The organism is Nonomuraea sp. NPDC001699, assembly GCF_053596455.1.
On sequence record NZ_JBSFGF010000025.1, the window covers coordinates 53,309 to 78,267 of the forward strand.

Annotated in this window: 27 protein-coding genes; 11 read left to right on the forward strand and 16 right to left on the reverse strand. The window is 73.5% G+C overall.

What is annotated here, in order from left to right; translation table 11 throughout:
• Positions 1-34: 34 nt before the first annotated feature.
• The 3 genes from ACWCSU_RS43475 to ACWCSU_RS43485 form a co-directional block, all read right to left on the reverse strand.
• Positions 35-280 carry an anti-sigma factor family protein gene (locus tag ACWCSU_RS43475; RefSeq protein WP_357705486.1) on the reverse strand — a complete coding sequence of 82 codons (246 nt, stop codon included), beginning with the start codon at positions 278-280 and terminating at the stop codon, positions 35-37.
• A 40-nt stretch (positions 281-320) separates the two neighbouring features.
• Positions 321-914: an RNA polymerase sigma factor gene (locus ACWCSU_RS43480; protein WP_357705487.1), complete on the reverse strand. Its 594-nt coding sequence runs from the start codon at positions 912-914 to the stop codon at positions 321-323.
• Between the two features lie 229 nt (positions 915-1,143).
• Entirely contained in the window at positions 1,144-1,542 is a 399-nt protein-coding gene (locus ACWCSU_RS43485) for a VOC family protein (RefSeq protein ID WP_449942393.1), read from the reverse strand.
• Positions 1,543-1,609: 67 nt separating this feature from the next.
• Here ACWCSU_RS43485 and ACWCSU_RS43490 point away from each other — a divergent pair, with 67 nt between their 5' ends.
• Positions 1,610-2,098 (forward strand): DinB family protein, encoded by a 489-nt coding sequence (locus tag ACWCSU_RS43490; RefSeq protein WP_449942394.1) that lies wholly within the window; start codon positions 1,610-1,612, stop codon positions 2,096-2,098.
• A gap of 23 nt (positions 2,099-2,121) precedes the next feature.
• On the opposite strand, the gene ACWCSU_RS43495 is transcribed toward ACWCSU_RS43490, so the two are convergent.
• Positions 2,122-2,985, reverse strand: coding sequence for an SMP-30/gluconolactonase/LRE family protein (locus ACWCSU_RS43495; protein WP_449942395.1), 864 nt, complete (start codon positions 2,983-2,985; stop codon positions 2,122-2,124).
• A 37-nt stretch (positions 2,986-3,022) separates the two neighbouring features.
• A complete protein-coding gene (locus ACWCSU_RS43500) occupies positions 3,023-3,931 on the reverse strand; it encodes an EamA family transporter (protein WP_357705491.1) in 909 nt (302 codons plus the stop codon).
• Between the two features lie 77 nt (positions 3,932-4,008).
• Here ACWCSU_RS43500 and ACWCSU_RS43505 point away from each other — a divergent pair, with 77 nt between their 5' ends.
• Positions 4,009-4,506 (forward strand): MarR family winged helix-turn-helix transcriptional regulator, encoded by a 498-nt coding sequence (locus ACWCSU_RS43505; protein WP_449942396.1) that lies wholly within the window; start codon positions 4,009-4,011, stop codon positions 4,504-4,506.
• Between the two features lie 249 nt (positions 4,507-4,755).
• Positions 4,756-5,517: a hypothetical protein gene (locus tag ACWCSU_RS43510; RefSeq protein ID WP_449942397.1), complete on the forward strand. Its 762-nt coding sequence runs from the start codon at positions 4,756-4,758 to the stop codon at positions 5,515-5,517.
• Positions 5,518-5,607: 90 nt separating this feature from the next.
• Here ACWCSU_RS43510 and ACWCSU_RS43515 read toward each other — a convergent pair whose 3' ends face one another.
• The 6 genes from ACWCSU_RS43515 to ACWCSU_RS43540 form a co-directional block, all read right to left on the reverse strand.
• Positions 5,608-6,801, reverse strand: coding sequence for an MFS transporter (locus tag ACWCSU_RS43515; protein ID WP_449942398.1), 1,194 nt, complete (start codon positions 6,799-6,801; stop codon positions 5,608-5,610).
• 44 nt (positions 6,802-6,845) lie between these two features.
• Positions 6,846-7,325 carry an RrF2 family transcriptional regulator gene (locus tag ACWCSU_RS43520; protein WP_357705495.1) on the reverse strand — a complete coding sequence of 160 codons (480 nt, stop codon included), beginning with the start codon at positions 7,323-7,325 and terminating at the stop codon, positions 6,846-6,848.
• 29 nt (positions 7,326-7,354) lie between these two features.
• Positions 7,355-8,242 (reverse strand): pentapeptide repeat-containing protein, encoded by an 888-nt coding sequence (locus ACWCSU_RS43525; protein WP_449942399.1) that lies wholly within the window; start codon positions 8,240-8,242, stop codon positions 7,355-7,357.
• 44 nt (positions 8,243-8,286) lie between these two features.
• Entirely contained in the window at positions 8,287-9,054 is a 768-nt protein-coding gene (locus ACWCSU_RS43530) for a GNAT family N-acetyltransferase (RefSeq protein ID WP_449942400.1), read from the reverse strand.
• A gap of 27 nt (positions 9,055-9,081) precedes the next feature.
• On the reverse strand, positions 9,082-10,053 hold the full coding sequence (locus ACWCSU_RS43535; RefSeq protein WP_364098131.1) for a small ribosomal subunit Rsm22 family protein: 972 nt from the start codon (positions 10,051-10,053) through the stop codon (positions 9,082-9,084).
• 121 nt (positions 10,054-10,174) lie between these two features.
• The gene (locus tag ACWCSU_RS43540) at positions 10,175-10,738 is read right to left on the reverse strand and encodes a TetR/AcrR family transcriptional regulator (protein WP_397039756.1); all 564 of its coding nucleotides are present in this window, start codon (positions 10,736-10,738) and stop codon (positions 10,175-10,177) included.
• Positions 10,739-10,795: 57 nt separating this feature from the next.
• On the opposite strand from ACWCSU_RS43540, the gene ACWCSU_RS43545 reads away from it, so the two are divergent.
• Complete coding sequence (locus ACWCSU_RS43545; RefSeq protein ID WP_449942401.1) at positions 10,796-11,755, forward strand: DsbA family protein; 960 nt, start codon at positions 10,796-10,798, stop codon at positions 11,753-11,755.
• A 24-nt stretch (positions 11,756-11,779) separates the two neighbouring features.
• Here ACWCSU_RS43545 and ACWCSU_RS43550 read toward each other — a convergent pair whose 3' ends face one another.
• Positions 11,780-12,250, reverse strand: coding sequence for a MarR family winged helix-turn-helix transcriptional regulator (locus ACWCSU_RS43550; protein ID WP_357705501.1), 471 nt, complete (start codon positions 12,248-12,250; stop codon positions 11,780-11,782).
• A gap of 93 nt (positions 12,251-12,343) precedes the next feature.
• On the opposite strand from ACWCSU_RS43550, the gene ACWCSU_RS43555 reads away from it, so the two are divergent.
• Positions 12,344-13,780, forward strand: a complete 1,437-nt coding sequence (locus ACWCSU_RS43555; protein WP_449942402.1) for an LLM class flavin-dependent oxidoreductase — start codon at positions 12,344-12,346, stop codon at positions 13,778-13,780.
• Here the strand turns inward: ACWCSU_RS43555 and ACWCSU_RS43560 are convergent.
• Positions 13,704-14,948 (reverse strand): MFS transporter, encoded by a 1,245-nt coding sequence (locus ACWCSU_RS43560; protein WP_449942403.1) that lies wholly within the window; start codon positions 14,946-14,948, stop codon positions 13,704-13,706. The two genes, ACWCSU_RS43555 and ACWCSU_RS43560, sit on opposite strands and share 77 nt — an antisense overlap.
• A 55-nt stretch (positions 14,949-15,003) precedes the next feature.
• Here ACWCSU_RS43560 and ACWCSU_RS43565 point away from each other — a divergent pair, with 55 nt between their 5' ends.
• The 5 genes from ACWCSU_RS43565 to ACWCSU_RS43585 all read left to right on the forward strand — a co-directional run bounded on the left by ACWCSU_RS43565 (position 15,004) and on the right by ACWCSU_RS43585 (position 18,332).
• Positions 15,004-15,393: a MerR family transcriptional regulator gene (locus ACWCSU_RS43565; RefSeq protein ID WP_357705504.1), complete on the forward strand. Its 390-nt coding sequence runs from the start codon at positions 15,004-15,006 to the stop codon at positions 15,391-15,393.
• A gap of 22 nt (positions 15,394-15,415) precedes the next feature.
• On the forward strand, positions 15,416-16,051 hold the full coding sequence (locus ACWCSU_RS43570) for a GNAT family N-acetyltransferase (RefSeq protein WP_449942404.1): 636 nt from the start codon (positions 15,416-15,418) through the stop codon (positions 16,049-16,051).
• Positions 16,052-16,121: 70 nt separating this feature from the next.
• On the forward strand, positions 16,122-16,886 hold the full coding sequence (locus ACWCSU_RS43575) for an alpha/beta fold hydrolase (protein WP_449942405.1): 765 nt from the start codon (positions 16,122-16,124) through the stop codon (positions 16,884-16,886).
• 173 nt (positions 16,887-17,059) lie between these two features.
• Complete coding sequence (locus tag ACWCSU_RS43580; protein WP_449942406.1) at positions 17,060-17,410, forward strand: hypothetical protein; 351 nt, start codon at positions 17,060-17,062, stop codon at positions 17,408-17,410.
• A gap of 142 nt (positions 17,411-17,552) precedes the next feature.
• A complete protein-coding gene (locus ACWCSU_RS43585; protein WP_357705508.1) occupies positions 17,553-18,332 on the forward strand; it encodes a TetR/AcrR family transcriptional regulator C-terminal domain-containing protein in 780 nt (259 codons plus the stop codon).
• Between the two features lie 16 nt (positions 18,333-18,348).
• Here the strand turns inward: ACWCSU_RS43585 and ACWCSU_RS43590 are convergent, their stop codons facing one another.
• Genes ACWCSU_RS43590 through ACWCSU_RS43600 form a run of 3 tightly spaced genes read right to left on the reverse strand, consistent with a single transcriptional unit; the run spans position 18,349 to position 21,285 of the window.
• A complete protein-coding gene (locus tag ACWCSU_RS43590) occupies positions 18,349-19,479 on the reverse strand; it encodes an aminotransferase class I/II-fold pyridoxal phosphate-dependent enzyme (protein ID WP_449942407.1) in 1,131 nt (376 codons plus the stop codon).
• The gene (locus ACWCSU_RS43595) at positions 19,476-20,102 is read right to left on the reverse strand and encodes a helix-turn-helix transcriptional regulator (RefSeq protein ID WP_449942408.1); all 627 of its coding nucleotides are present in this window, start codon (positions 20,100-20,102) and stop codon (positions 19,476-19,478) included. Before ACWCSU_RS43595 ends, ACWCSU_RS43590 begins: the two co-directional genes overlap by 4 nt.
• 58 nt (positions 20,103-20,160) lie before the next feature.
• Positions 20,161-21,285 (reverse strand): winged helix DNA-binding domain-containing protein, encoded by a 1,125-nt coding sequence (locus ACWCSU_RS43600; RefSeq protein ID WP_449942409.1) that lies wholly within the window; start codon positions 21,283-21,285, stop codon positions 20,161-20,163.
• 239 nt (positions 21,286-21,524) lie between these two features.
• On the opposite strand from ACWCSU_RS43600, the gene ACWCSU_RS43605 reads away from it, so the two are divergent.
• Positions 21,525-24,893, forward strand: a complete 3,369-nt coding sequence (locus ACWCSU_RS43605; RefSeq protein WP_449942410.1) for an OmpL47-type beta-barrel domain-containing protein — start codon at positions 21,525-21,527, stop codon at positions 24,891-24,893.
• Positions 24,894-24,959: the final 66 nt, after the last annotated feature.

A 24,959-nucleotide genomic window follows, 5' to 3' on the forward strand; every position in this document is an offset into this window, starting at 1 on the left:
AATTTGCCCCTTTCGCACCCTTCGCGAGGGAGCGTCACCCTCGATGGCGGCGGGCCCTGAAGGCGGACATCAGGCGGTCGCGGGTGCCGTCGGACAGCTTGCGCTCCGGCGGGAACTGGCCGAGGGCCCGGATGGTCTCGCGGAACTGGTCGAGCTGCCGCCCGCAGTCGGCGCAGGACGCCGCATGCGCCTCGAACCCCTCACGTTCGGGCCGGTCAAGAGCGTCGTCAAGATAGGCGGTGATGAGTTCCACCAGCTCGTCGCACGTGAACCGCTTCACGACGTTGACCGCCTCACCTCTGAACGTTGAACCGTTTAACCTATTCTGACCGCTTCACGGACTGGTAGTAGCCTTCGAGCCGGTCCCGGACCGTGGCCCTTGCCCGGTGCAGGAGCACTCGTTGGTTGGCGGCCGAGATCTCCAGGATCTCGCAAACCTCCTCGGACGTGCATCCCTCCAGGTCACGCAGCGTGATCACGACCCGCTGCCGGGGCGGCAGCCCGGCCAGCGCCTCCCCGATGAGGCCGCGGGCCTCCGAGGCCAGCACCGCGCCCTCCGGCGTGGGGCCGTGCTCCTTCTGGGCCGGCCCGGCCGGCGGCTCGAACGCGCTCCACGGCAGCGTGCGGCTCTCCCGCAGGCCGCGCTTCTTGGCGGTGTTGACCAGGATGCGGTAGACCCACGTCTTGACCGAGGAGCGCCCCTCGAACCCGTCGATGGCGCCGATGACCGCCAGCCACGTGTCCTGCACGACCTCCTCGGCCGAGTCGTCGGTGGACACGTAGGACCTGGCCGCCCGCAACATCCCCCGTGACCAGGTGTCGAGGAGCGCGGCGAACATCGACTCGTCCCCGGCGCGCAACGCCGCCACGACGACGTCGTCCGGGGGCAGCCCACCGCCCGCGAAAGGCCCCACGATCGTTTCCTCCCGGTCGAGCGTCGGGGACATCATGACATCGGGCCGCGCGTCGTCCACGCCCGGCCGGCCGCCGGGCACGTGCGGGACTCACGCTCCAGGCTAGCCCTCGCCCCCTCGTACCTGAAGATCGCACACCGGTCCGCGCCCGCACGTCGTACGGCGGCACCGACAGGGAACCTTCCCCGGCGGAGGCCGTCCAGCCGCGCGGGACCGGGATCGCCGCAGGTCAGTCGCGGTCGTGGTGGCAGACGGCCTCCAGCATGACGCCGTGCGGGTCGAGCCAGAACGCGGCGTGGTAGGGCGGCGGGTACTCCGGGAACTCCTTGGGCTCGTGCAGCACCTCCGAGCCGAGCTCCACGGCCCGGGCGTGCGCCTCCGCCACCGCTGACCGGCTGGGCACCATGAACGCCAGATGTTGCAGCCCGGTGCGGTGCCGCGAGTAGCCGCCGGGCTCCTGCGAGGGGTAGAGGAACAGGTACGTGCCCGGCTTGTCGTTCGCCGGCATGTAGCCGATCTCCTCCTCGCTGTCGAAGAACTCCTTGTAGCCGAGGAGGGGCAGGAGGGCGTCGTAGTATTCCTTGGCCGCCCGCATGTCGGGGACGTTGATGCCGATATGACCGATCATGCACGGAGTATCGCGGCCCCCGGCCCGCGGCGGCAACGTGTCGGACCACGCTGTTACGGTCGCGGGCATGGGAAGAAGAGTGCCTCCGTCCGGTGGCGAGAAGGAGAGCCTGCACGCCAGCCTCGACCGGCACCGCGACGTCGTCGTGTGGAAGCTCCAGGGGCTCGGCGAGGAGCAGGTCAGGCGGCCGATGACGCCGTCCGGCACGTCGCTGCTCGGCATCGTCAAACACCTGGCCGCCGTCGAGTACGGCTGGTTCTGCTCGACGTTCGGCCGCGAGGCCGAGCCGCTGTGGTTCGCCCCCGAGGACGACTTCGAGATCGGCGAGCGGGAGACCACCGAGCAGATCGCCGCCTTCTACGGCCGGGCCCGCGCGGCCGCCGACAAGGCGATCTCCGACCTCCCCCTCGACGCGCCCGGCACCTCGTGGGCGGGCGAGCCGGTGACGCTGCGCTGGGTGCTCATCCACATGATCGAGGACACCGTGCGGCACGCGGGCCACATGGACATCCTGCGGGAGCTGATCGACGGCGCCACCGGCGACCATCCCCGCTGACCGTCACGCGGCCGGCGCCCTCGTCACAGGGCGGCGGGCAGCACCGGCCGGCCGCGCACGCCGGGGTCGGCCGCGAACAGGGCCCCGGCCTCCGGCTGCTCCCGGGGGTCGACCCCGAGCCGCGACGTGGTGACGAACAGCCGGTCGAGGCTCGGGCCGCCGAACGTGACCGCGGTGACCTTGCCGACCGGCAGCCCGACGACGGCGTCGAGCCGCCCGTCCGGGGTGTACCGGTGCACGGCGTGCCCCTGCCAGAGCGCCACCCACACGCCGCCCTCGGCGTCGACCGTGAGCCCGTCGGGCGCGCCCTGGGCGGGATCGATCGTCACGAACGGCCGGCGCCCGCTGAGCCCGCCCGCCGGGTCGTGGTCGAGGACGTCCACCCGGCCGGTGGCGGTGTCGGCGTAGTAGGCCAGGCTCTCGTCGGGGCTGAAGTCGAGGCCGTTGGAGACGGTCACGCCGGTCAGCACCGGGCTGAGCGCGCCGTCCGGCCCGGCCACGTAGAGGGAGCCGCGTCCGGGGGTCTCGTCGTAGGGCATGCTGCCGATGTAGAAGCGGCCCTGGGGGTCGCAGCCGCCGTCGTTCATGCGCACGCCGGGGTCGCTCCACGCCTGGCCGAGCGAGCGCAGCGGCGCGTCGAGGTCGTCGGAGTCGGCCAGCAGCAGCTCGCGTTCGCCGGCGACCACGTAGCCGCCGGACACGCGGGGGCGCAGGGCCGCGGCGACCTCGCCCACGTGCCGCCGCCGCACGCCGCCGGAGTCGTCGAGGGCGAGCACGTCGCCGGCGAGCATGTCCACCCACCGCAGCCCGCCCCAGCGGCCGGACCACACGGGCCCCTCGCCGTGCTCGGCCACCGGATCGGTGACGGGGTACGCCTTGATGCTCATACCGGCCTCCTCGCCCCGATCCTAACGGCGTACGCGATCACCGTTTGTCGCCGGCGGGCACGGGGGCCAGCGGCTCGGGCGCGGCGCGATGCCGTACGGGCTGGAGCTGCGCCACGACGAGGGCGGCGAGCACGACGACCGCGCCGATCACCTGCGCGAGCGTGAGCCGCTGGCCGAGCACCAGCCAGCCGAGCGCGGTGGCGACGACGGGGCTGAGCAGGCCGAGGAAGGTGACCTTGGTGGCCGACAGCTCGCGGATGCCCCGGAACCACAGGGTGTAGGCCAGGGCCGAGCCGATGATCGCGAGGTAGGCGTACCCGGCGAGGTTCTCGCCGGTCAGGTGCGCGGGCGGCGGCCCCTCGACGAGGAGCGTGACCGGGGCGAGCAGCAGGCCGCCGGCCGTGAGCTGCCAGCCTGTGGTGGCCAGCAACGGCGCGGGCGACTTCCAGCGCTTGCTGAGCACGACCCCCACCGCCATCACCACCGCGCCGCCCAGCGCGGCGGCCACGCCCAGCAGGTCGAGCCGGGCGTCGGCGCGCAGCACCAGCAGGCTCACCCCGGCCACGCCCGCCGCCGCGGCGAGCGCGACGCGCCAGGTCACCCGCTCCCCCAGCAGTCCCGCCGACAACAACGCGACCAGCAGCGGCTGGATGGCGCCGACGGTCGCGGCCACCCCACCGGGCAGCCGGTACGCGCCCACGAACAACAAGGCGAAGAACAATCCGATGTTGAGCGCCCCGAGCACCAGGGCACGCCACCACCAGTTCCCCTCGGGCAGCCGGCGGGTGATCGCGATCAGGATCAGCCCGGCCGGCAGGGCCCGGATCAACGCGGCCAGCAAGGGGCGGCCGGGCGGCAGCAGTTCTGTCGTGATCAGGTAGGTGGTCCCCCAGATGGCGGGGGTGAGGGCGGTCAGCAGAACGGTTCCCGTTCGATTACTTAGCACTAAGACAAATTAACCCAACTCCGGACGTTCCAGCCAGGTGATTTTCCTCACCGCTAAGACACTTGTAGGCTGCGGACGTGGCTGACCAGGTTGACTCCATCCTCAGGCAGTGGCACGCGCAACGCCCTGACCTGGACGTCTCCCCCATGGCGGTGATCGGACGGCTGTCGCGGCTGTCCCGGCTGATCGACGCCGAGCTGAGCCGCACGTTCGCCGGGCACGGTCTCGACCGGGCCTCGTTCGACGTGCTGGCCACGCTGCGGCGCAGCGACCCGCCCCACCGCCTGACCCCCGCCGCCCTGATGCGCGCCTCCATGGTTACCTCGGGGGCCGTCACCCAGCGGCTCGACCGGCTGGAGTCGCGCGGGCTGGTGCGGCGTACGCCCAGCGACTCCGACGGGCGCGGCGTGCACGTGACGCTCACCGCCGAAGGGCTCGCGCTGATCGACCGCGCGCTGCCCGACCACCTGGCGACCGAGCAGCGGCTGCTGGCGGCGATCACCGGACGGCGGCGCGAACAACTGGCCACCACCCTGCGCGACCTGCTCGAATCCCTCGGTGACAGCACCCCCTGACACGGGCCGCGCGGTGGCCCGCCGGCGCCTGATCGATGTGACGGACGCCGTCGCTTCTGATCATGGCACTTCTGCGACTGAATCTTGCCGGTCACCGGGAATGCGTTTCCGGTGTGGCGTCGATGAGCGATTCGGGGCAAGTGTAAACATCGTACCGGTCTAAATGCCCTGCTCGCCGCACGGAAAGGCCGCATTCCGGTCTACGGGTTCGGGTGGCGACTTTGGGCTACATTCCGAAAGGAACGGTACATGTTCTCACCCGATAGGCGAACAAAAGCCGTCATCAACCCCTTCCGATCGACAGCACGTCGTCTTGGGCGCACCACGACGCGAGCGGCCGCGCGGGGTTCGCTCTCGACGGCCCTCGTCCTCGCCCTGGTCCCTCCGGCGGCACACGCGGACGACGGCGGGCCCTGCGACGAGCACACCTTCTTCAAAATCCACTCCCTCTCGCCGAGAAATTTCTTCATCCCCCGCACCCGCTACATTGACGGCCCCGGCGGGACCATCACGGTGACGGTGACCCGGGAATACGAAGTGAGGGCGTTCCGGGAGACGGAGAACGAGCGGCAAACCTCGATCACGACCGGAGATCTAGTAAGCAATCTACGCAAGATGGGCCTGCCGCACCTCGAAGAGCGGCATATGGTTTTCACTGGCCATGAATACAGCCGGACCATCAGCAAAGGGATGTACGGCAATATGTGGTACCGCGTTTTCGGCTACCGCATCGGCTGGTCGGCCTGGTCGATGCTCGGCAACTGCCGGCACGTCGAGGTCGGCTCGGGGATAGCCAACGTGCCCGCCAGGGTGGAGGGCTGGCGGTACTGGGAGTCCAAGCACCCCACCTTCAAGGGCCGCATCCTGTCCCTCGACGGCGCCGATCCCGCCGAGGGCGGCGGAGAGGTGAAGAGGCCGGACTGGGACGGGCCGTCGACGGAGCCCCTGACGAGACCGTCGTTGCCGCGCAAGGTTCCGACGAACGTACGGACCAGGCCACGCAGACGCTGACCCACCGCCCCCGGCCCGGCCACCGGCCCGCCGAGCCCGCCGGGACCGGCGAGAGGACGGAAAGGTCCGGCAGGTAGGGCGCGGTGGTCGTCATGGCCGGTCCCGGTCCCGGTGGCGGGTGGCCAGGGCGTACGCCAGGGCGACGGCCGCCAGCGCCGCGCCGGTCCCGTACGTGAGGGCCGCGCCCGACGGCAGCGTGAGCCCGCCGAGCAGCGTGCCCGCGCCGATCCCCGCGTAGATCGCCGAGGAGTTGAGCGAGACCACCAGCGGCGCCTCCCGGGGCGCGGCGGCGATGAGCCGGTGCTGCTGCGGCGGCGTCTGGCACCAGCTGCTCGCGCCCCACGCCAGGACCAGCACCCCGACCAGCACGCCTGACGGCATGCCGGACAGCGCGCCGGGCGCCGCCATCCAGCCGAGCAGCCCCAGGCTGACGGCCATGACCAGGTACGCGGCCGGGAGCACCCGGTGCGCGCCCCACCGGTCGGTGGCGTACCCGGCGGCCAGGTTGCCGAGGACGGCGCCGAGCCCGTACAGGAAGAGCAGGCCCGCCGTCCCCTCCACGCCCACGGCGCGCAGAGCGGGCGCGCTGTAGGCGTAGACCGTGTAGCTGGCCGCCATCCCGAGCACGGTGAGCGGCAGGATGGCCGTCACCGCCGGGCGCCTCAGCACGTCCAGCCTGGCACGCAGCGGCACCGGCGGCGCGCCCGGCAGCACCGGCATGACGGCGCGCACCCCGGCGGCGACCGCCAGGCAGGCCACGGCCACCGCGCCGAGCGCGTACCGCCATCCGAGCCGTTCGCCGGCCAGGCCGCCGAGCGGCACGCCGAGCGCCGTCGCGACCGTCAGCCCGCCCACCACCACGGCCAGCGCCCGCGCCCGCAGCTCGGGCCGCACCAGAGCGGCCGCCACCGCGCCCGCGCCCGGCGTGTACGCCGCCGCCCCCGCCGCGGCCAGCACCCGGGTGACCACCAGCACGGGGAACGACGGCGCCAGCGCCGACCCCAGGTTGGCCAGTCCGAGCACGACCAGCGCCGCGACCAGCAGGACCCGCCGCGGGACCCGCGCGGCGACGGTGGCCAGGACGGGCGACAGCACCGCGTACGCCGCGGCGAACACCGTCACCGACTGCCCGGCCGCCCCCTCGGTGACGCCCAGCGACGCGGCCAGGTCCGGCAGGAATCCGGCGACCACGAACGCGTCCGTGCCCACCGCGAACGTCCCGAGCGCCAGCACGAGCGTCGGGGCGAGCCCCCGGGACTCCGTCTCATTCGGGACATTCGACATCCCGATTCTCCTCACACGTGTGCGCCCTGTGGGCGGGGTCGGATTCAGCCGCGAAGGCGTTCGTAGTGGCGGCGCGCGCGGTCAGGGGCGTTCGCCGGAGCCGCGGCCATGAGGTCGGCGACGGTCTGGGCGGCCAGCTCGCGCCGCCAGGCGAGCTCGGCCCGGCGCATGGCCGCGGCGACCCCGCAGGGGTGGGCGAACTCGCGGGCGGGCGCCTCGGCCCCCGCGCCGCGCTGCCGGATCTCGGTGCACCTGAACGCCTCGTCCGGGCCCTCGACCGCGGCCACGACGTCCATGAGCGTGATCCGGCCGGGCGGCCTGGCCAGCCTGAACCCGCCCTGCGCGCCCGGCACCGAGGCCAGGACGCCCGCGCGTACCAGCGCCTGGAGCCGCTTCTTGAGGTAGACGGGCGGCAGCTCGAACAGCGCCGCCAGCCGCCCGGTGGGCAGCGGGGCCTCGTCCTCCAGCCACGCCAGCACCAGGCAGCAGTGGAGCCCCCATTCGACGCCTTCACCCATGCGCATGAAAGGGGATACTACATGTCCCTTTCGGGTCAGCCGCGGCGGCCCTGCCGCCCACGGGAGCCGGCCCTGTCGCGGCGGCCGCGGGGCGCCGGCTCGCCGGCGGTGGCCGTCCAGTGGTCGGGGCGGGCCAGGGAGGCGGGCAGTTTCGTGGCGTGGGTGCCCTTGGCCGCGTTGACCTGGGCCTGGGTGAGGAAGACGCAGCCGGTGAGGTCGGCCCCGGACAGGTCGGCGCCGCGCAGGTCGGCGCCGATCAGGTCGGCCAGGCGCAGGTCGGCCCCGCGCAGGTTCGCGCCGATGAGGTAGGCGCCGCGCAGGTTGGCCGCGCGCAGGTCGGCGCCCTTGAGGTTGGCGCCGATCAGGTCGGCCCCGCGGTGCTCCCTGCCCCGCCGACCGGCCCTGACCAGCTCGCTCGTCCGCAGCAGCAGCGTGTTGACCTCACCCCGGTGGGCGGCCACGTCGAACCGCTCCAGGACGCCGGGGCTCTCGCGGGTCAGGCGCTCGGTCGCCTCGTACGCCGCCCGCAGCTCGGGGGCGATCTCCGCGGCGGCGTCGAGGGTGAGCGCCTCGGCGAGGTACCACAGCAGCTCGTGCAGCTGCCGCATGACCGGGAACACGGCGAACATCTGCCCGGACGTCTCGGGCGCGGCACGCCAGTCGCGGCCCTCGAAGGTGACCTGGGAGACCTTCTGCCCGGCGCCGAAGCAGTCGAAGACGGTGCAGCCGGGGAAACCGCGCTGCCGGAGCTGGGCGTGGATGCCGCAGCGGAAGTCGTCGCGCAGGTTGACGCAGGGACGGCCGGCGTCCTTGGCGACGGCGAAGTCGGCCGAGGCGGCGAACGGCAGGGCGACGCAGCACAGGGCGAAACAGCTCTCGCAGTCGGCCAGCAGGCCGAGCTCGCGCGGGTTCCTCTCGGGCAACGCTCTCCTTGTCACGACGGGGTGTGCCCAGGGTACCGGCGAGGTCAGGGCCGCACGTACGGCGTGGTCGTGGTCAGCGGGACGAACCCGAGCCCGAGCAGGATCGGCCGGCTCTGGTCGGAGGCGTCGACCTGGAGGTAGTCGTAGCCGCGGTCGGCGGCCCGCCGCGCCCGCCAGGCGATCAGCGCCCGGTAGAGCCCGCGCCCCCGCCAGCCCGGCACCGTGCCGCCGCCCCACAGCCCGGCGAAGCTCGTGCCGGGGGTCAGGTCGAGCCGGGCCGCGCTCACCGGCCGCCCGTCCGCCACCGCCAGGACGGGGACGACGGTGTCGTCGGACAGCCGTGCCAGCAGGTGGTCGCGGAGTCGGCCGCTGTCGGTGCCGAAGGCCAGCTCGTGCACCTCGGCCAGCGACTCCACGCCCGCCGCGTCGGTGACCGGCACCAGGCGCACGCCGTCGGGCGGCTCGACCGTGGTGTCGAGGTCGGCGATCCGGGCCACCATCACGGTCTCGGCGGGCTCGGCGGCGAACCCGGCGGCCAGGAGCCGGTCGGCCAGGTCGGCGGGCCGGTCGTGGGCGTACAGCTTCCACTCGAACCCCAGGCCGAGGTCGCCGAAGAAGCGCACCTGGCGGGCGACGGCCGCGTCGGCGCTCTCCTCGTCGAGGCCGGACCACAGGACGCCGTTCCACGCGTGCGGCGGCCCGACCTGGCGCACCACGTCGCCGTCGCGCTCGACCCTGGCGCCCGGCCCGTCGGGGCGCGCCTCCCGCCGCGACTGCCGGTCGAACAGCGCCAAAACCTCGTCATGGTCCATTTCGCCGACCCTACCGCCGGGCGGCGGTCAGTCGGCGGCCGGCCAGTCGTCGCCCCAGTCGACGTCGCGGGCCAGCCGGTACAGCTCGCCCTGCCGCTTGGAGACGACCACGTCCCGGACCTCGTCGCCGGTGCACAGGCGCAGCGACACCATGCCCTTGCGCTTCTGCGGGTGGCGCAGGACGCGGGCCGCCGCCCGCGGCCACTCCCCCCGTACGGCGGCCACGTAGGAGAACTTCTCGTCCTCGAAGCCGAGCGTGCCCGACTTGACGCGGCGGTGGAGAGAGGTGCGCGGCAGGCGTACGGAGAAGTGGCACCAGTCGCCGCCCTGCCGGATCGGGCAGGGGCCGTCGTGCGGGCAGGGGGCGACGATGGTCAGGCCGCACCCTGTCAGCGTCTCCCGGGCGGTGGCGATGTTGGCGTAGCCGGCGGGGGTGCCGGGCTCGATGACGATCACCATCGTCGCGTCCCCGGCCAGCCAGCGCACGACGTCGGCGTGCCGCTGCGGGGGCAGCTCGTTCAGGGCGTAGGACATGGTGACCAGGTCGGCCGCGGGCCGGTCGAGCCCCGGGTCGATCGAGGCGCGTCGCCAGGTGACGTCGCGCACGGGCGCGGTCCTGGCCAGCCGCCGGCCGAGTTCGATGATCTGGGGGTCGTGCTCGATGACGGTGACGCGCTCCAGCGAGGGCCAGACCGGCCCGGCCGCCCAGACCGCCGCGCCGGTGCCGCCGCCCACGTCGAGCTGCGTCCGCGGCGCGAAGCCCGGGGTCATCGCGGCGGCCCGGCGCATGGCGGTGCCCGCGGCGGCGTACGTGGCGGGCATCCGGTAGGCGGCGTAGGCCGCGATGTCGGCCGGGGTGCGCAGGTGCGGCGCGGCGGCGGACGGGCCGGTGCGGTAGCGCTCGGTGAGCTGTTCTGTCGCGCGGGACAGGTCGTGCGGCGCGTAGCGGGCCAGGGCCGACTCCAGAGCGGTCCTGAGCTCGTCGGGGAGCATGGTCATCGTGTCGTCCTGGCGGTCTGGGCGGTGTCGGGGAAGGGCGGTGTCGACCTCGGCGAGGGGCCGGTGAACTGCCGTCCGTCCAGCGATGTCGCGACGCAGCGTATCAAGGGGGCGGCGGAGCTCAGCCGGGAAGCGGGGGCCGGAACAGCCGCCAGAACGACTGGGCCGCGCCGGCGTCCCGGCGGCCGCCGCACACCCAGTGCGTGATCACGCCGATGAGCGCCCCGGCCAGGAAGGCGGCGTGCACGTCGGCGGGCACGTCCTCGAACCCCGCCGGACGGTTGCCCGCGGCGAACCGGCCGGTCAGCTCCTCGGTGAGCCGCTCGCGCATCCGGGCGGCGAAGCGGGCGCTGCCCTGGCCGCCGAGCATGCGCTCGTACAGGGTGGCGTTGGCGGCCACGTGGTCGAACAGCTCCGCCAGCGGGGCCGGCGGCCGGTCGCGGGGGGCGTCGAGCGGGCACAGGGCGGCCGCCCGCGCCACGGCGGTGACGGCGTCCTCCATGGCGTCGGTGACCAGCGCGTCGACGTCCGGATAGTGGAGGTAGACCGTGGCGCGGTTGACCTCGGCGTGCTGGGCGAGCGCGGACATGGTGATGCTGCCCAGTTCCTGCCGGGCGGCCAGCTCCAGCACGGCGGCCTTGAGACGGGCACGCGTACGCCGCGCGCGCGGATCATCCGGGTTCACGCCGCCACTATACGACACATGTTGACTAATCGACAGTTGTCGCATAGATTGCCTGCCATGCGAATCGAAGTCTGGGCGGACATGGTCTGCGGATGGGCCCACATCGGGAAGCGGCGGCTGGAGAAGGCCCTCGCGTCCTGGGAGGGCGAGCCGGTCGAGGTGGTCTGGCGGCCGTACCAGATCGATCCGTCGGCCCCCGCGAAGGCCGAGCCGCTGGCGGAGGCGCTGCGCGACCCGATGGCCGACGAGGCGCTGCGGGCCTGCTCGCCCGGCCTGTCCCCGGCCGACAACCGGGTGCGGGTGGCGGGCATCGCCGCCGACGAGGGGCTCGGGGGGCAGTGGGGGGCGGCCTGGCGGCCCAACACGCTGGAGGCCCACCGGCTGATCGCCGTGGCGTACGAGACGGGCGGCGCGGCCCTGCAGTCGTCCGTGGTCGAGCGGGTGTTGTCGGCCCACTTCGTCGAGACCCGCGACATCGGCGACCCGGCCGTGCTGTCGGCGATCGCCGCCGAGTCCGGAGTGCCGTGGGACGGGCGGGGCGCCGCTCTGGTGCGCGAGCTGCTGCTCACAGGCAAGGCCAAGGGCGTGCGCACGTCGCCGACCATCGTGGCGGGCGACCGCGCCCTGGCCGGGGCCCAGGCGCCGGACGTGATCAGGGAGTTCCTGGCCGACGCCGCCGGCCACCCGGTCAGGCGGCTGCCCGCCGAGGTGGAGCGCCTGCGCCTCGCCGAGTCGCTGCTCGACCAGCGCGACCCGCTCGGCGCGCTCACGCTGCTGCGCCCGCTGCTCGACGAGCACGGGACGGATCGCGGGGTGCGGCTGCTGGCCGCCAGGTCGTACTTCGCCTCGGCCCAGCTCGGCCGGGCACGTACGGCCCTGGAGAGCCTGGTCGCCGAGGCGCCCGACGACTCCTACGCCCGTCACCTCCTCGGCCGCACCCTCCACCGCCAGGGCCACCCGGAGCAGGCGGCCCCGCACCTGACCCTGGCCGCCGCCATGACCCCCGACTACGCCTGACGCCGAGCCACGGCGGCCGGCCGGTCAGCGGCCGGGTTCGGGGGCGGCCCAGGCGCGGCCCGTACGGGCGGTGTCCTCGGTCAGGATCGTCCCGATGGTCCCGGCCAGCAGGTCGCGGTGCGGCGCGGGCAGACCGGCGGCAAGCGTCTCCAGGCGGGCCGTCACCCCGTCGTGGGCACGCACCGCGATCTCCGCGCCCGCGCAGGTCAGCTCGATCAGGCAGGCGCGGCGGTCGCGCGCGTCGCGCACCCGGGCCACCAGCCCGCGTTTCTCGGCGCGGTCGACCAGCCCGGTCAGGCTCGACTTCTCCAGGTGCAGCGCCCGGGTCAGCCCGGTCATCCCGATGGGCCCGTCGACCAGCAGGCACAGGAGCTGGGCCTGCTGCGGGGTCAGGTCGTGTTCCCTGCTGACCTCGCCGTAGACCTGATGGACCAGGTGCGCCAGGCGGACGAGCGCCTCGGTGAGGCTCAGGCCGGGCGCTTCGGTGGCGACCATGCGACCAGTGTAATTGACAGTAGTTGGCGGCACGAACTAAATTTACTTCGCGACACAAACAGTTCGTACAACCAACTAATGGGTGAGCCCCTCATGCCCGACTACCGACACGACCTGATGTTCAGCGCCAACCTCGTCCCGGCCGCCGGGCAGGCGGACGAGGTCGTGGCCCTCGCCCAGCTCGCCGAGCGCGCCGGGCTCGACCTGGTGACCTTCCAGGACCACCCCTACCAGCCCGCACTCCTCGACACCTGGACGCTGCTCGCCTTCGTCGCCGCGCGCACCGAGCACATCCGGCTGGCCGGCAACGTGCACCCGCTGCCGCTGCGCCCGCCGGCCGTGCTCGCCCAGGCCGCGGCTAGCCTCGACCTGCTCAGCCACGGCCGGTTCGAGCTGGCGCTCGGCGCGGGCGGCTACTGGGACGCCATCGAGGCCATGGGCGGCCCCCGGCACACACCGGCCCAGGCCGTGGACGCACTGGAGGAGGGCATCGGGATCATCCGCGCGAGCTGGGACACCGGCACGCGCGGCGGCATCCACCACCGCGGCGAGCACTACCGGGTGGACGGGCTCAAGCGCGGCCCGCGACCGGCCCACGACATCGGGATCTGGATCGGGGCGTACAAGCCGCGCATGCTCCGGCTCACCGGGCGGCTGGCCGACGGCTGGCTGCCCTCGCTCCCCCGCCTCACGGACGCCGCCGCCCTGGCCGAGGGGAACGCCGTCATCGACGAGGCCGCCACCGAGGCCGGACGGTCGCCGTCCGACGTGCGGCGGCTGCTCAACCTGGCCGAGCCGCTGCCCGCCGAGCAGCTCGCCGAGCTCGCCCTCGTCCACGGGGTGAGCGGCTTCATCCTCATGTCCGGCGATCCGCGGCAGATCGAGCGGTTCGCCGCCGAGACCGCCCCGGCCGTACGCGAGCTGGTCGCCGCCGGGCGCGGACGGTCCCCGGAGCCGGAACGCCGCCCCGAGACCCGCCCCGAGACCCGCGTCTGGGACGAGGCCACCCGCCCCACCGCGCCCGACCCCGACCCGGGCCGCCGCTACACCCCGCAGGAGCAGGCCGCCGGGCAGCACCTCGTGGACGTGCACGACCACCTGCGGGCCGAGCTGGCCCAGCTCCGCGACCTCGTCGAGCAGGTGGCCGCGGGGACGATCGACGCGGGCGCCGCCCGTTCGCACATCGCGACCATGACGATGCGGCAGAACAACTGGACGCTGGGGGCGTACTGCGAGTCGTACTGCCGGCTCGTCACCATGCACCACACCGGCGAGGACAGCATGGTCTTCCCGAAGCTGCGCCGGGCCGAGCCGGGGCTCGCGCCCGTGCTGGACCGCCTCCAGGAGGAGCACGAGGCGATCCACAAGATCATCGAACGGGTGGACCGCACGCTGGTCGCCTTCGTCGGCGAGCCCGGCGGCCTGGACGACCTGCGTACCGCCGTCGACCTGCTCAGCGACGCGCTGCTGTCCCACCTGTCGTACGAGGAGCGGGAGCTGGTGCCGCCGCTGTCGAGGCACGGTTTCTGACCGCGGGGCCGCCGGGCGCCGGGAAGGCGTACCGGCGGGCGGCGGCCACGATGGCCAGGGCGGCGACGGCGGCCGGGAGCGCGGTCCACGGCAGCGCGCCCGCCCCCGCACCCTCCAGCACCAGCCCTCCGGTGAGCGATCCGGCCGCGATGCCCGCGTTGTAGACGGTGGTCTGCATGGACGTGGCCACGTCGGCGTGGTCCGGCCCCGAGGCGGTGACCAGCGCGGTCTGCAACAAGGTCGGCGCGCCCCCGAACGCCATGCCCCACAACGCGACCGCGCCCAGCAGCACCGCGGCGGACCCGGCGTACAGGCCGAGGGCCGACATGGACGCGGCCACCGCCGCCAGCACCGCGAGCAGGGTCGCCCGCGGACGCCGGTCGATCACCGCGCCGACCACCCAGATCCCCGCCACCGTGGCCACGCCGAACACCAGCAGCACGGTCCCCGGCCGGCCGAACCCCGCCCGCTCGGCGAACAGCGCCAGGTACGTGTACATCGCCTGGTGCCCCAGCAGCACCAGGACCGTCACCGCCAGCACGGTCCTGACGCCGGGGATGACCGCGACCCGCCGCAGCGGCACCCGCCGCGCCGCCGGCTCGCCGGGGAAGGGCGGCACCTTCCACATGACCCAGCCCACCAGGACCACCGCCACCGCCGACAGCGACCCGAACGCCGCCCGCCATCCGACGGCCGCCGCGAGCTGCGTCCCCGCCGGGATGCCCGCGCACAGCGCCACGGTGATCCCGGCCGAGACGATCGCGATGGCCCTCCCGCGGCGCTCGGCGGGGACCATGCGGGCGGCGTACCCGACGAGCATGGCCCACAGGATGCCGCCCATCGCCCCCGCGCCGACCCGCGCCCCGAACGTCACCGCGTACGACGACGACACCGCCGTGACGGCGTTGAGCAGCGCGAACCCGCTCAGCGCGGCCACCAGCACCTGCCGCCTGGGCAGCCCTCGCAGCAGCGAGGTCAGCGGGATCGCGGCCAGGAAGGAGGCGACCGCGTAGGCGGTCACGAGGAAGCCGGCCGTTCCCTCCGGCACGCCGAGGGCGCCGGAGAGCTGCGGCAGCAGGCCCGCCGGGAGGAGTTCGGTCATCACGGCCGTGAACGCCGCCGTGAACAGCGCGAGCAGGCCCGCCCACGGGAGTTTCGCAGGAGACATGCCGCCTATGCTGAAACCTTCACATCAGTGTGAAGGCAAATCACCCGAGGGAAGCATGAAGATCGGACAGTTGTCCCAGCGTACGGGCGTGCCGACGCGCATGCTCCGCTACTACGAGGAGCAGGACCTCCTGCACCCCGACCGCGCCGACAACGGCTACCGGGACTACCCCGAGTCGGCGGTCTACCGGGTCCAGCAGATCCGCGGCCTGCTCGACTCCGGCCTCACCACGGAGATCATCCGCCGGATCCTGCCGTTCCTGACCAGGCCGGACGAGATCCACCTGCATCCGGCGTGCCTGACGTCCGAGCTGGCCGAGCTGTTGCAGGCCGAGGCTGGCCGCATCCAGCAGCGCATCGAGTGCCTGTCCCGCAACCGGGACGCCATCCACGCCTACCTGGCCGCCGTGCGGTCCGCCGCGGGCGAGGGCGCGGCCTCCGCCTGATCGTTCTGCTGGAATGAGGGGCATGGAGACCTTGGCCGACCTTCTCTCGGACGCGACGTCGGGCCGCCCGCCCGCCCCCGACGGCACCGTGACCGTCCTGCCCCAGCCGTCGGAGCGCGACGCGGGGATCATCGCCTTCACCGCCCACACGGTCGTCTTCGCCGACGTCGAACCGGCGCGGGTGCACGCCCTGCTGCCCGCCGGCGACCTGTCGGCCCCGCTCATGCCCGCGTTCCTGACGGCGATGGAGGCCGCGACCGGCCGGCGGACCGGCAACCTCGACCTGCTCGCGCTGGCCACCCCGCTCCCCGGGCCGCCTCCGCTCCCGCTGGAGGAGCTCGCCGCCGCCGACCATCCGCGGGTCGTCCGGGCCCGCCGCCACCGCGACGCCGTACGGGTGTGGGTCACCGGCGACGGCGGCGGCCTGGTCACGCTGGGACGCGGCGTGGCCGGACGCTGGGAGGCGGCCGTCGAGGTGGAGCCGGAGCACCGCGGGCGGGGGCTCGGCAGGTCGCTGGCCACGGCGGCCAGGCACCTGACGCCCGGCCCGCTGTGGGCGCAGATCGCGCCGGGCAACGCCGCGAGCGTACGGGCCTTCCTCGCGGCGGGTTACCTCCCGATGGGCGCCGAGGTGCTGCTTCTTCCGGAAGACGGCTGAACGAAGGTGTCTGTCCCGGCGGGTCCCGTTCGTCGGGAGGGCATCGGGAACACAACGGAAAGGGACAACGATGAACACGGTCATCTCCGGTGACGGCACCCGCATCGCCTACGACCAGGCAGGCGAGGGGCCCGCCGTCGTCCTGGTGGACGGAGCGATGTGCTTCCGCGGCTCGGGGCCGGGCGGGCCGCTGGCGGCCGAACTGGCCCGCGGCTTCACCGTCCTCACCTACGACCGGCGCGGGCGCGGCGACAGCGGCGACGGCGCCGAAAGCGCCGACTTCTCCGTGGCGCGCGAGGTGGACGACCTGGCCGCCGTGATCGGGCGGGCCGGTGGCGACGTACGCGTCTTCGGCCACTCCTCCGGCGCGGTGCTGGCGCTGGAGGCGGCCGCGGCCGGGGTGCCGATCGCCAGGCTGGCGCTGTTCGAGCCGCCGCCGCTCGGCGACGACGCCGGGCTGGGCGACGAGCTGGACAGGCTGGTCAAGGAGGGGCGGCGCGGCGCGGCGGTCGAGGCGTTCCAGCTCTCGGTCGGCATCCCGCCCGAGATGGTGGCGGCCATGGCGGGGTCGCCGTCCCGTCCGGTGCTGGAGGGCATCGCGCCCACGCTCGTCCACGACCTCCGGCTGACCGGCACGGCCACGCTGTCCCGGTACGCCGGCCTCGCCGTGCCCACGCTCCTCATCGACAGCGCGGCCAGTCCGGAGAGGCTGCACGCGTCCACGGCGGCGGTCGCCGAGGCCGTGCCGGGGGCGCGGCACCGCCGTCTGCCGGGCGGGTTCCACGACGTCGAGCCGGGCGTGCTCGGGCCGGCGCTGGCCGAGTTCTTCGCCTGAGGACGGCGGTCCGGCGGCCCGCGTTCCCTTGCCAGGCCGGGGCCGCCGGCGTCCTGGAGTTTGCTGGTCGGGGGCCCGCTGTTGGGGGAAACCGGGTGTGGCGCTGCGGAAGCCGTCCAAGATCGCTACGTATAGTGATGGCCGATGTCACTTCGTGATTACAGGGGGAGCTCATGAGAGGTAACCTCATCGCCGCCGGCGGTGCGCTGCTCGTCGCGGCCACGGTGTTCAGCATGGCCGGCGTGGCCGCCGCGGACACCTGGAACGACGAGAGGCACTGGTACCCGGACAACTGCAGCCTCGGAACGAACGACGACTCCACGTACCACCACGTCACGAAGGAGGGCAGGTTCGCCGGCACCCGTGACGCCGACGCCTGCAAGGGCGGTGAGCACGGCTACGACGGCGACGACGAGGGCTGGGGCTGGAAGCACAAGGACCACGGCCGCCACAACTGGCCGGGCAGCGGCAACGGCAACTGGATCGGTCACGGCTACGGCCCGGGCGCGGGCGTCGGCGTCTAGGACCGGCCCCCTCACACACCTCGATCCCGGCGCCCCGCGAGGGTGCCGGGATCGGCGCGTCCCCGCGGCGGCTCCCGGGCGTGCCCCCGGCCGCTGATATCTTCTGCCGTAAAGAGATCCACGGCAGAGGAGAGTCGGTACTGTGGTCGTCTTCGCCGGGCAGGGGGACGCGCGCCGTTCGATGGCGTTGCTGTGGCGGACCGAGGAGCCGGGCGAGTCGCGTCCCGGCCCCAAGCCGGGCCTGAGCGTGGACGTGATCGTCGACGCCGCCATCGCCGTCGCCGACGCCGAGGGCATGGCCGCGCTGTCCATGCGCAAGGTGGGCGAACGGCTGGGCCGCACCGGCATGGCCCTCTACACCTACGTCCCCAGCAAGGGCGAGCTGGTGGACCTCATGTACGACAAGGCCCTGGGCGAGCTGCCCACCGCCTACGACCTGGCCGGAGGCTGGCGGGCGGCGGTCACCGCGTGGGCCGAGCACCTGTGGCGGTTCTACCAGCGCCACCCGTGGCTGCTCCAGGTGTCGCAGGCCCGGCCGGTGCTCGGCCCCAACGAGTTCGCGCTGCTGGAGAGCCTGGTCGCGATCCTGCGCGAGACCGGCCTGCGGCCGCCCCGGCTGCGCGGCGTGGTGTCGCTGCTGTTCGACTTCGTCCGCGGCGCGGCCAGGACGGTCGCCGAGTCCCGGCAGGCGCCCTCGGCCACCGGCGTGTCGGACGAGGAGTGGTGGCTCACCCGGTCGCGCCTGCTGGAGGAGGTCGCGCCGGGGTTCGCGGCCCGCTTCCCCATGGTGGCCTGGGTGGAGAGCGAGGGCGGCGTCCCCGGCGAGGGCGAGCCGTACGTGGAGCACAAGGTGAACGAGGCGTTCACGGTCGGGCTCACCGTGCTGCTCGACGGCGTGGAGGTCGCCGTCGGGGCGGGCTGACCCGCGCCCGCCGGGGTCAGCGCCTCCTGAGGAAGGACGCCCAGGCTTCCAGGGCCGGCCCGGGGTCGCTGCGGCCCACGCCGAGGCGGAACCGGTCGTCCGGCGTGGGCGTGAGCTCCGACCGGTAGACGCTCGCGGGAAGCAGCAGCACGCCGGCCCGTTCGACCAGCTCGGCGCAGAACGCCTCGACGCCGTCGGCGCCCAGGTAGCGCGGGAACGTGACGCAGCCACCGTCGGGCGCCCGCCACTCGAACAGGTCGCCGAACTCCCCGAAGAACGCCTCGAACCGGGGCAGGTTGGCGGCGATGATCCCGCGGTTGCGCTCCAGGATGGTCTCCCGCGCCTTGATCGCGATGCGGGCCAGGATCTCGCTGGGCGCGGAGTTGCAGATGGTCGTGTAGTGCTTGGCGCGTTCGAGGCGGGCGCGCAGCTCGCGGTCGCGGCAGGCGATCCAGCCGATGCGCAGGCCGGGCAGGCCGAGGGACTTGGAGGTGACGTTCAGTGAGAGCGCCGTCGGCGACAGGTCGGCGGCCTGCGGCAGCGTAAGGGCGGGGTCGAGCTCCAGGCCGCGGTAGACCTCGTCACTGAACAGGTGGACGCCGCGCTCCTCGCACAGCTCGGCCAGCCGGGCGAGGTCGGCGGCGCCGATGACCTTGCCCGTCGGGTTGTTGGGGAAGTTGACCGACACCACGCGGGTGTTCGGCCGGATGGCGGCGGCCACGGCGTCGAGGTCGAGCGCCCAGTCGCGGTCGGGATCGAGCGCGACGCCGGTGACCTCGCACAACGACGCCGGCACCGTCTCGGCGGACTGGTAGCAGGGCGTGACCACCACGGCGTGGTCGCCGGGGCCGAGCAGCACCTGCATGGCCAGGTACAGGGCCTCCTCGGCGCCCGCGAAGACGATCACGTCGTCCGCGGTGAGCTGCTCGTAGGTGTCCGCGACGGCCCGGCGCAGCCCGGGGTCGCCGAAGGTCTCGGTGTAGCCGAGCGACAACGTCTCCCAGGCGTGCCGGTCGTCGTCGCCGGCCAGGGCGAGCAGGCCGGACATGGTCATGGTCTGCGCGTCGGAGGCGGCCATGTGGTGCCGGGCGGTGAACTCCCAGCGAGAGAAGTAGACCTCCAGCCGGAAGTCGGGCAGTCGGGTCACGGTCGGCTCCTCCTGAGCTCGGCGAGCAGGGCGTAGAGGGTGGAACGGGAGGTCCGCAACGCCCCCGCGACGACGGTCGCGGCCCGCCGGACGGCGAAGACCCCGGCCAGTTCGAGCTCGGCCACCACGGCGAGCCGGTCCTCGCGGGTCAGCCGTTCCACCGGCCGCCCGTGCTCGCGGACGTAGGCGCCGACGATCCGCTGGACGCGATCGGTCCAGTCCTGCTCGAACAGCGCCTCGGGGCGGGGCGCCGACGGCGCGGCGAAGGCGGCCAGCAGGGTCGCGGCCTGCTCCAGCGGGGTGCGGTCGAGGTTCACGCAGAGCACCGCGGACGGCTCGCCGTCGGGGTCGCGCAGCACGGCGCTCACCGACGACAGCCGCCGCCCGTCGGCCGTCAGCTTCTCGTAGGGGCCGTAGACGCCGTTGGGCGAGGAGTCGAGCCGGTCCAGTTCGCCGAGCAGCGAAGGGGCGCCGGGGGCGCGCCCGGACATCGGGTTCCACACGCCCAGCACCCGGTCGCCGCGGACGTCGTGCAGGATCACCTCGGCGTACGGGGCCAGCAGCGCCGCCACCGCCTCGCACACCGGTGACCACAGCCGCACGCGGGTATCCGTCTCCGTCACATCTCGGATCTTATGTCCAATTCGGACAGTCTGTCCAAACGGGACGGTGGGCCGGCCGTCAGGCGTGCGCGCCCACGGTCACCGGGCCGATGGTCAGGCGCGGCCTGCCCTCCAGGATCTCCGCCACCCGTTCCACCTGCTCGTCGAGCTCGCGGAGCTGGGCGGCGGTCAGGCCGGACAGCGGTTCGACGGTGACGTCGATCCTGCCGCCGGAGCGCCGCTGGTGCCACACGCCGCGCACCTCGCCGTCCACGAGCAGCACGGGGAAGTTGCCCGCCTGGCCGCCGGCCAGCGCCCGCCGGAAGGCCGGGCCGGGATAGAGCAGCTCGCGCGGGCGGCCCGCGACCAGGTACGCGTCGAAGTACGGCAGCAGCCGCACGCCGCGCGGCGGCCCGTCCGGCACCGTCGTGTCCCCCGCCAGCACCTGGGCCGGACGCCCGTCGAACAGCACGTGCTCGGTCTCCACCGACGCGAACCCCTCGGCCGCCCACCGCACCGGCGCCCCGGCCCACTGGGCGAACTGGGCCGGGGTGGCCGGCCCGTACGCGGCCAGGTAGGCCCTGACCAGGCCGGCCCGCCCGTCCGCCGGCACGGGGACGTCCGGCGCGACGCGGTAGGTGACCTTGCGTCCCCTGGCCGGCCCGTACACGAACGCGCCCCGGTGCGCCGCCGTGGCCATCGCCTGCCGCCAGCGCGGCCACATGCCCTGGAACGCCGGCATGACCAGGTCGCCCGCCCACGGCCCGGTGGCGGCGACGACCGCGTCGCTCAGCTCGTCGATCGTCATGTCGGCCACGGACAGCACGTCGCGCACGGCCCGGACGACCTCGTCGGTCTGCTCGGCCGTCATCCGGGCGCCCTCGGCCCCGGCGGGCCCGGCGGGCATCGACGACAGGGCGCCCCACCACATGGGCAGCTCGGCCGCCGGGAGCAGGTGCACGGTTCCGCGCGGCCCGTGCGTCTTGACCAGGGCCTGCTCGCCCCACAACGCCTCGCGCACGTGGAGGCGGGTGACGCCGTCGAGGCGCAGGCCGATCGAGAGCTCGGCCGCCGACATGACCTGGGCGTGCGCCCCGCACATGGCGGCCACGACGGCGGCCTGGCCCTTGTCCGCGGCGGGGGCGGCCAGGTGGGCGCGCTCCAGACGTCGCGCGCTGACCTGCGGCCACGACAGTTCGATCACGAATTCCTCCTCGGTGCGTTCCCCTTCACCGTAGGAGGTGATGCGGCAAGGTTCGTTCCTCATTCCCCCCACGACGAAAGATCCGATCATAAGCAGGGCAGGAAAGGGATTCAGGGGCTGTTTCAGCCTCACTTGGCGAGTACAGGTGTTGATAGATCGGATGAAACGTGACCTCGACGTGATCGTCTTCACCTAAGGGGTTGGCCACAATGAGGGCCATCCCCCGACTGGAGGCCCTTGTGCGCCATGGCAAGCCCTGGCGGCTGCTCCTCGCGGCGGCTCTCGCCGCGACCGGACTGACCGCCCTCACCCCAGCCTCCGCCAACGCGGCCGGCACCGTCTTCCACGTCTCCCCCGACGGCGACGACAGCGCCGCCGGCACCGAGGCGGCGCCGTTCAGGACGATCGCGCGCGCCCAGCTCGCCGTGCGCGCGGCCCTGCCGTCCGTGCAGGAGCCGCCCCGGGTACGGGTCCGCGGCGGCGTCTACCACCTCGCCGAGCCCCTCACCTTCACCCCCGCCGACTCCGGCGCCGTCTACGAGGCGGCCCCCGGCGAGCAGGTCGTGCTCAGCGGCGGACGCCGGCTGACCCCCGCCTGGACCCCGTACCAGGGCGCGACCCTGGTCGCCGACATCGGCCCGGGGCTCGACTTCGACGAGCTGTTCCTCGACGGCACGCGGCAGGTCCTGGCCCGCTACCCCAACGCCGACCCCACGGTCGCCGTGCTCGACGGGTACGCCGCCGACGCGATCTCCCCCGAACGGGTCGCCCGCTGGAAGAACCCGACGACTGCGCTGGTCCGCGGGCTGCACCAGGGCGAATGGGGCGGGAACTCCTTCAGGGTGACCGGCGTCGCGCCCGGCGGCGACCCGATCCTGAAGTGGGTCGGCGACAACAACCGGGGCGACGGCCTGCACCCGCAGAAGCGCATGGTCGAGAACGTCCTGGAGGAGCTGGACGCCCCCGGCGAGTGGTTCTACGACAAGGACGCCGGCCGCCTCTACCTCCAGCCGCCCGCCGGTCTCGACCCGGCCGAGGCCCGCGTCGAGACCGCCGAACGCGAGGAACTCGTCCGCGTCGTCGGCGACTCGCCGTCCGCGCCGGTGCACGACCTCACCTTCACCGGGTTCACCTTCACCCAGACCCACCGCACGCTGTTCAGCCGCCCGTACGAGAAACTGCAGCTCGGCGACTGGGCGATCGTCCGCGCCGGCGCGGTCTACCTGAAGAACAGCAAGCAGATCACCATCCGCGACGCCCGCTTCGACCAGGTCGGCGGCAACGCCGTCTTCATGGACGGCTACGCCGAGGGCAACGTCGTCTCCGGCGGCGAGTTCCGCGAGTCAGGGGCCAGCGACGTCGCCATTGTCGGCTCGCCGGCGGCCGTCCGCGAGCCGTCCACCTGGGACGACATGCGCCGCACGATCACCGACACCACGCCGGGCCCGAAGACCGAGGACTACCCGCGCGACATCACCGTCAGCGGCAACCACATGACCCGCAACGGCCGGTTCGAGAAGCAGAGCTCCGGCGTGCAGATCTCGATGAGCCGCCGGGTCACGGTCTCCGGCAACACCGTGCACGACGGCCCGCGCGCCTGCGTCAACATCAACGACGGCACGTGGGGCGGGCACGTCATCGAGGACAACGACATCTTCGACTGCGTCAAGGAGACCTCCGACCACGGGCCGATCAACTCCTGGGGCCGCGACCGGTTCTGGCCGCTGACGGCCGGCGACGCCCAGAAGAAGGCGTACGCCAAGCTCGACGCGACGGAGACGACGAAGATCCGGCACAACCGGATCCGGCACTCCTCCCAATGGGACATCGACCTCGACGACGGCTCCTCCAACTACGAGATCACCGGGAACCTGCTGCTCAACGGCGGGGTGAAGCTACGCGAGGGCTTCCACAGGACCGTGCGCGGCAACGTCTTCGTCAACGGCGGCGGCCACTTCCACGTCTCCTACGAGAACAACGGCGACGTCGTCGAGAAGAACATCTTCGTCACCGACGACCCCTACGACTTCATCCAGAGCGACCCGTCCACCTCCGGGACCGTCTACGACGACAACCTGTTCTGGAACAACGGCAGACCCGTCGCCGACATCACCGCCGCCTGGCGGGCCCGCGGGCTCGACACCCGCTCGGTCGTCGCCGACCCGCTGTTCGAGGGGGCGAGCCCGTACGCCGACCCGGCCAAGCTCGACTACACGCTCAAGGCCGGCTCCCCCGCCCTGGCGCTGGGGTTCCAGCCGTTCCCGATGACCGGTTTCGGCAGGCCCGGCGCGCCCACGCCGCCGCCGCTCACCTGGCGCGAGCCCGAGACCGGCATGACGATCGGCAACCTGGCCGAGCCGCTCATGGGCGCGACGGCCACCGAGGTCCACAGCGACGAGGTGAAGTCCTCGGTCGGGCTCACCGACTACGACGGCCTGTTCCTGGCCGCCGTCCCGGCCGGGTCCCACGCCCACGGGCAGGGGCTGCGCACCGGCGACGTGATCAGGGAGATCGCGGGTACCAAGGTCACCGACCGTGACAGCTTCTGGAAGGTCTACAACCGCACGCCCGCCGGGCGTCCGGTGGCGCTGAAGGTCTGGCGGGCGCAGGCGCTGTCGGACGTGAGCCTGACCAAGGCGTACGGCGTGGAGACCATCGACAACGTCTCCGGCGTCACCTACACCGGCCAGGGCTGGGACTGGAAGAACGACCGGCGCGGCGGCGCGGGCTCGACCCTCGACGACCTGCACGCCACCCAGAACGACGGCGACTCCTTCGAGCTGGCCTTCCACGGCACCGGCGTCGAGTACGTCGCCCAGGTCAACTCCGACGAGGGCAAGGTCGACCTCTACCTGGACGGCAAGCTCGACGCCACGATCGACAACAGCAACCCGACCCGGGTGTACCAGAAGGTCGTCTACCGCAAGACCGGGCTCGCGCCGGGCCCGCACACGCTCAAGGGCGTCAAGAAGGACGGCTCGTACTTCATCGTGGACGGCTTCAAGATCCACTCCGCTCCCGCGACCGAGGACGGCGAGGCGCCGGTGACGACCGCGTCCGGGGTGCCCTCCGGCTGGTCGGCCGAGCCCGTCACCGTGGTCCTGACCGCCGCCGACGCGGGCTCCGGCGTCGAGCGCACCAAGTACCGGCTCGGCGACGGAGCCTGGCAGCCCTACACGGCCCCCGTGCGGGTGGACCGCGAAGGGGAGAGCGTGCTCGCCTTCCGCAGCGCCGACCGGGCGGGCAACGTCGAGGAGCCCAGGACGGTCACCGTCCGGATCGACGCGACGGCCCCCACGCTGACCGTCACGCCGGACCCCGCCCGGCTGTGGCCGCCGAACCGCAGGCTGGTCCCGGTGCGGGTCGCGCTGAAGGCGTCCGACGCCGGGCCCGTCACCGTCACCCTGGTCTCGGTCACCAGCTCCCAGGGCGACGCCGCGGACGACGTCCGCGGGGCCGACCCCGGCACCGACGACACCGCCTTCGCGCTGCGCGCCGAGCGGGACGGCGCCGAGGACCGGGTGTACACGGTCACGTACCGGGCGGTCGACCGGGCGGGCAACGCCACCGAGGCCCGCACCCGGATCACCGTGGGACGCGCCGGCTAGGTCGCGGACGGGCCGGCCCGCCTTGAGCCGGTCCGTCCGACTTCCGGTGTCATGCGCATGGCGGAC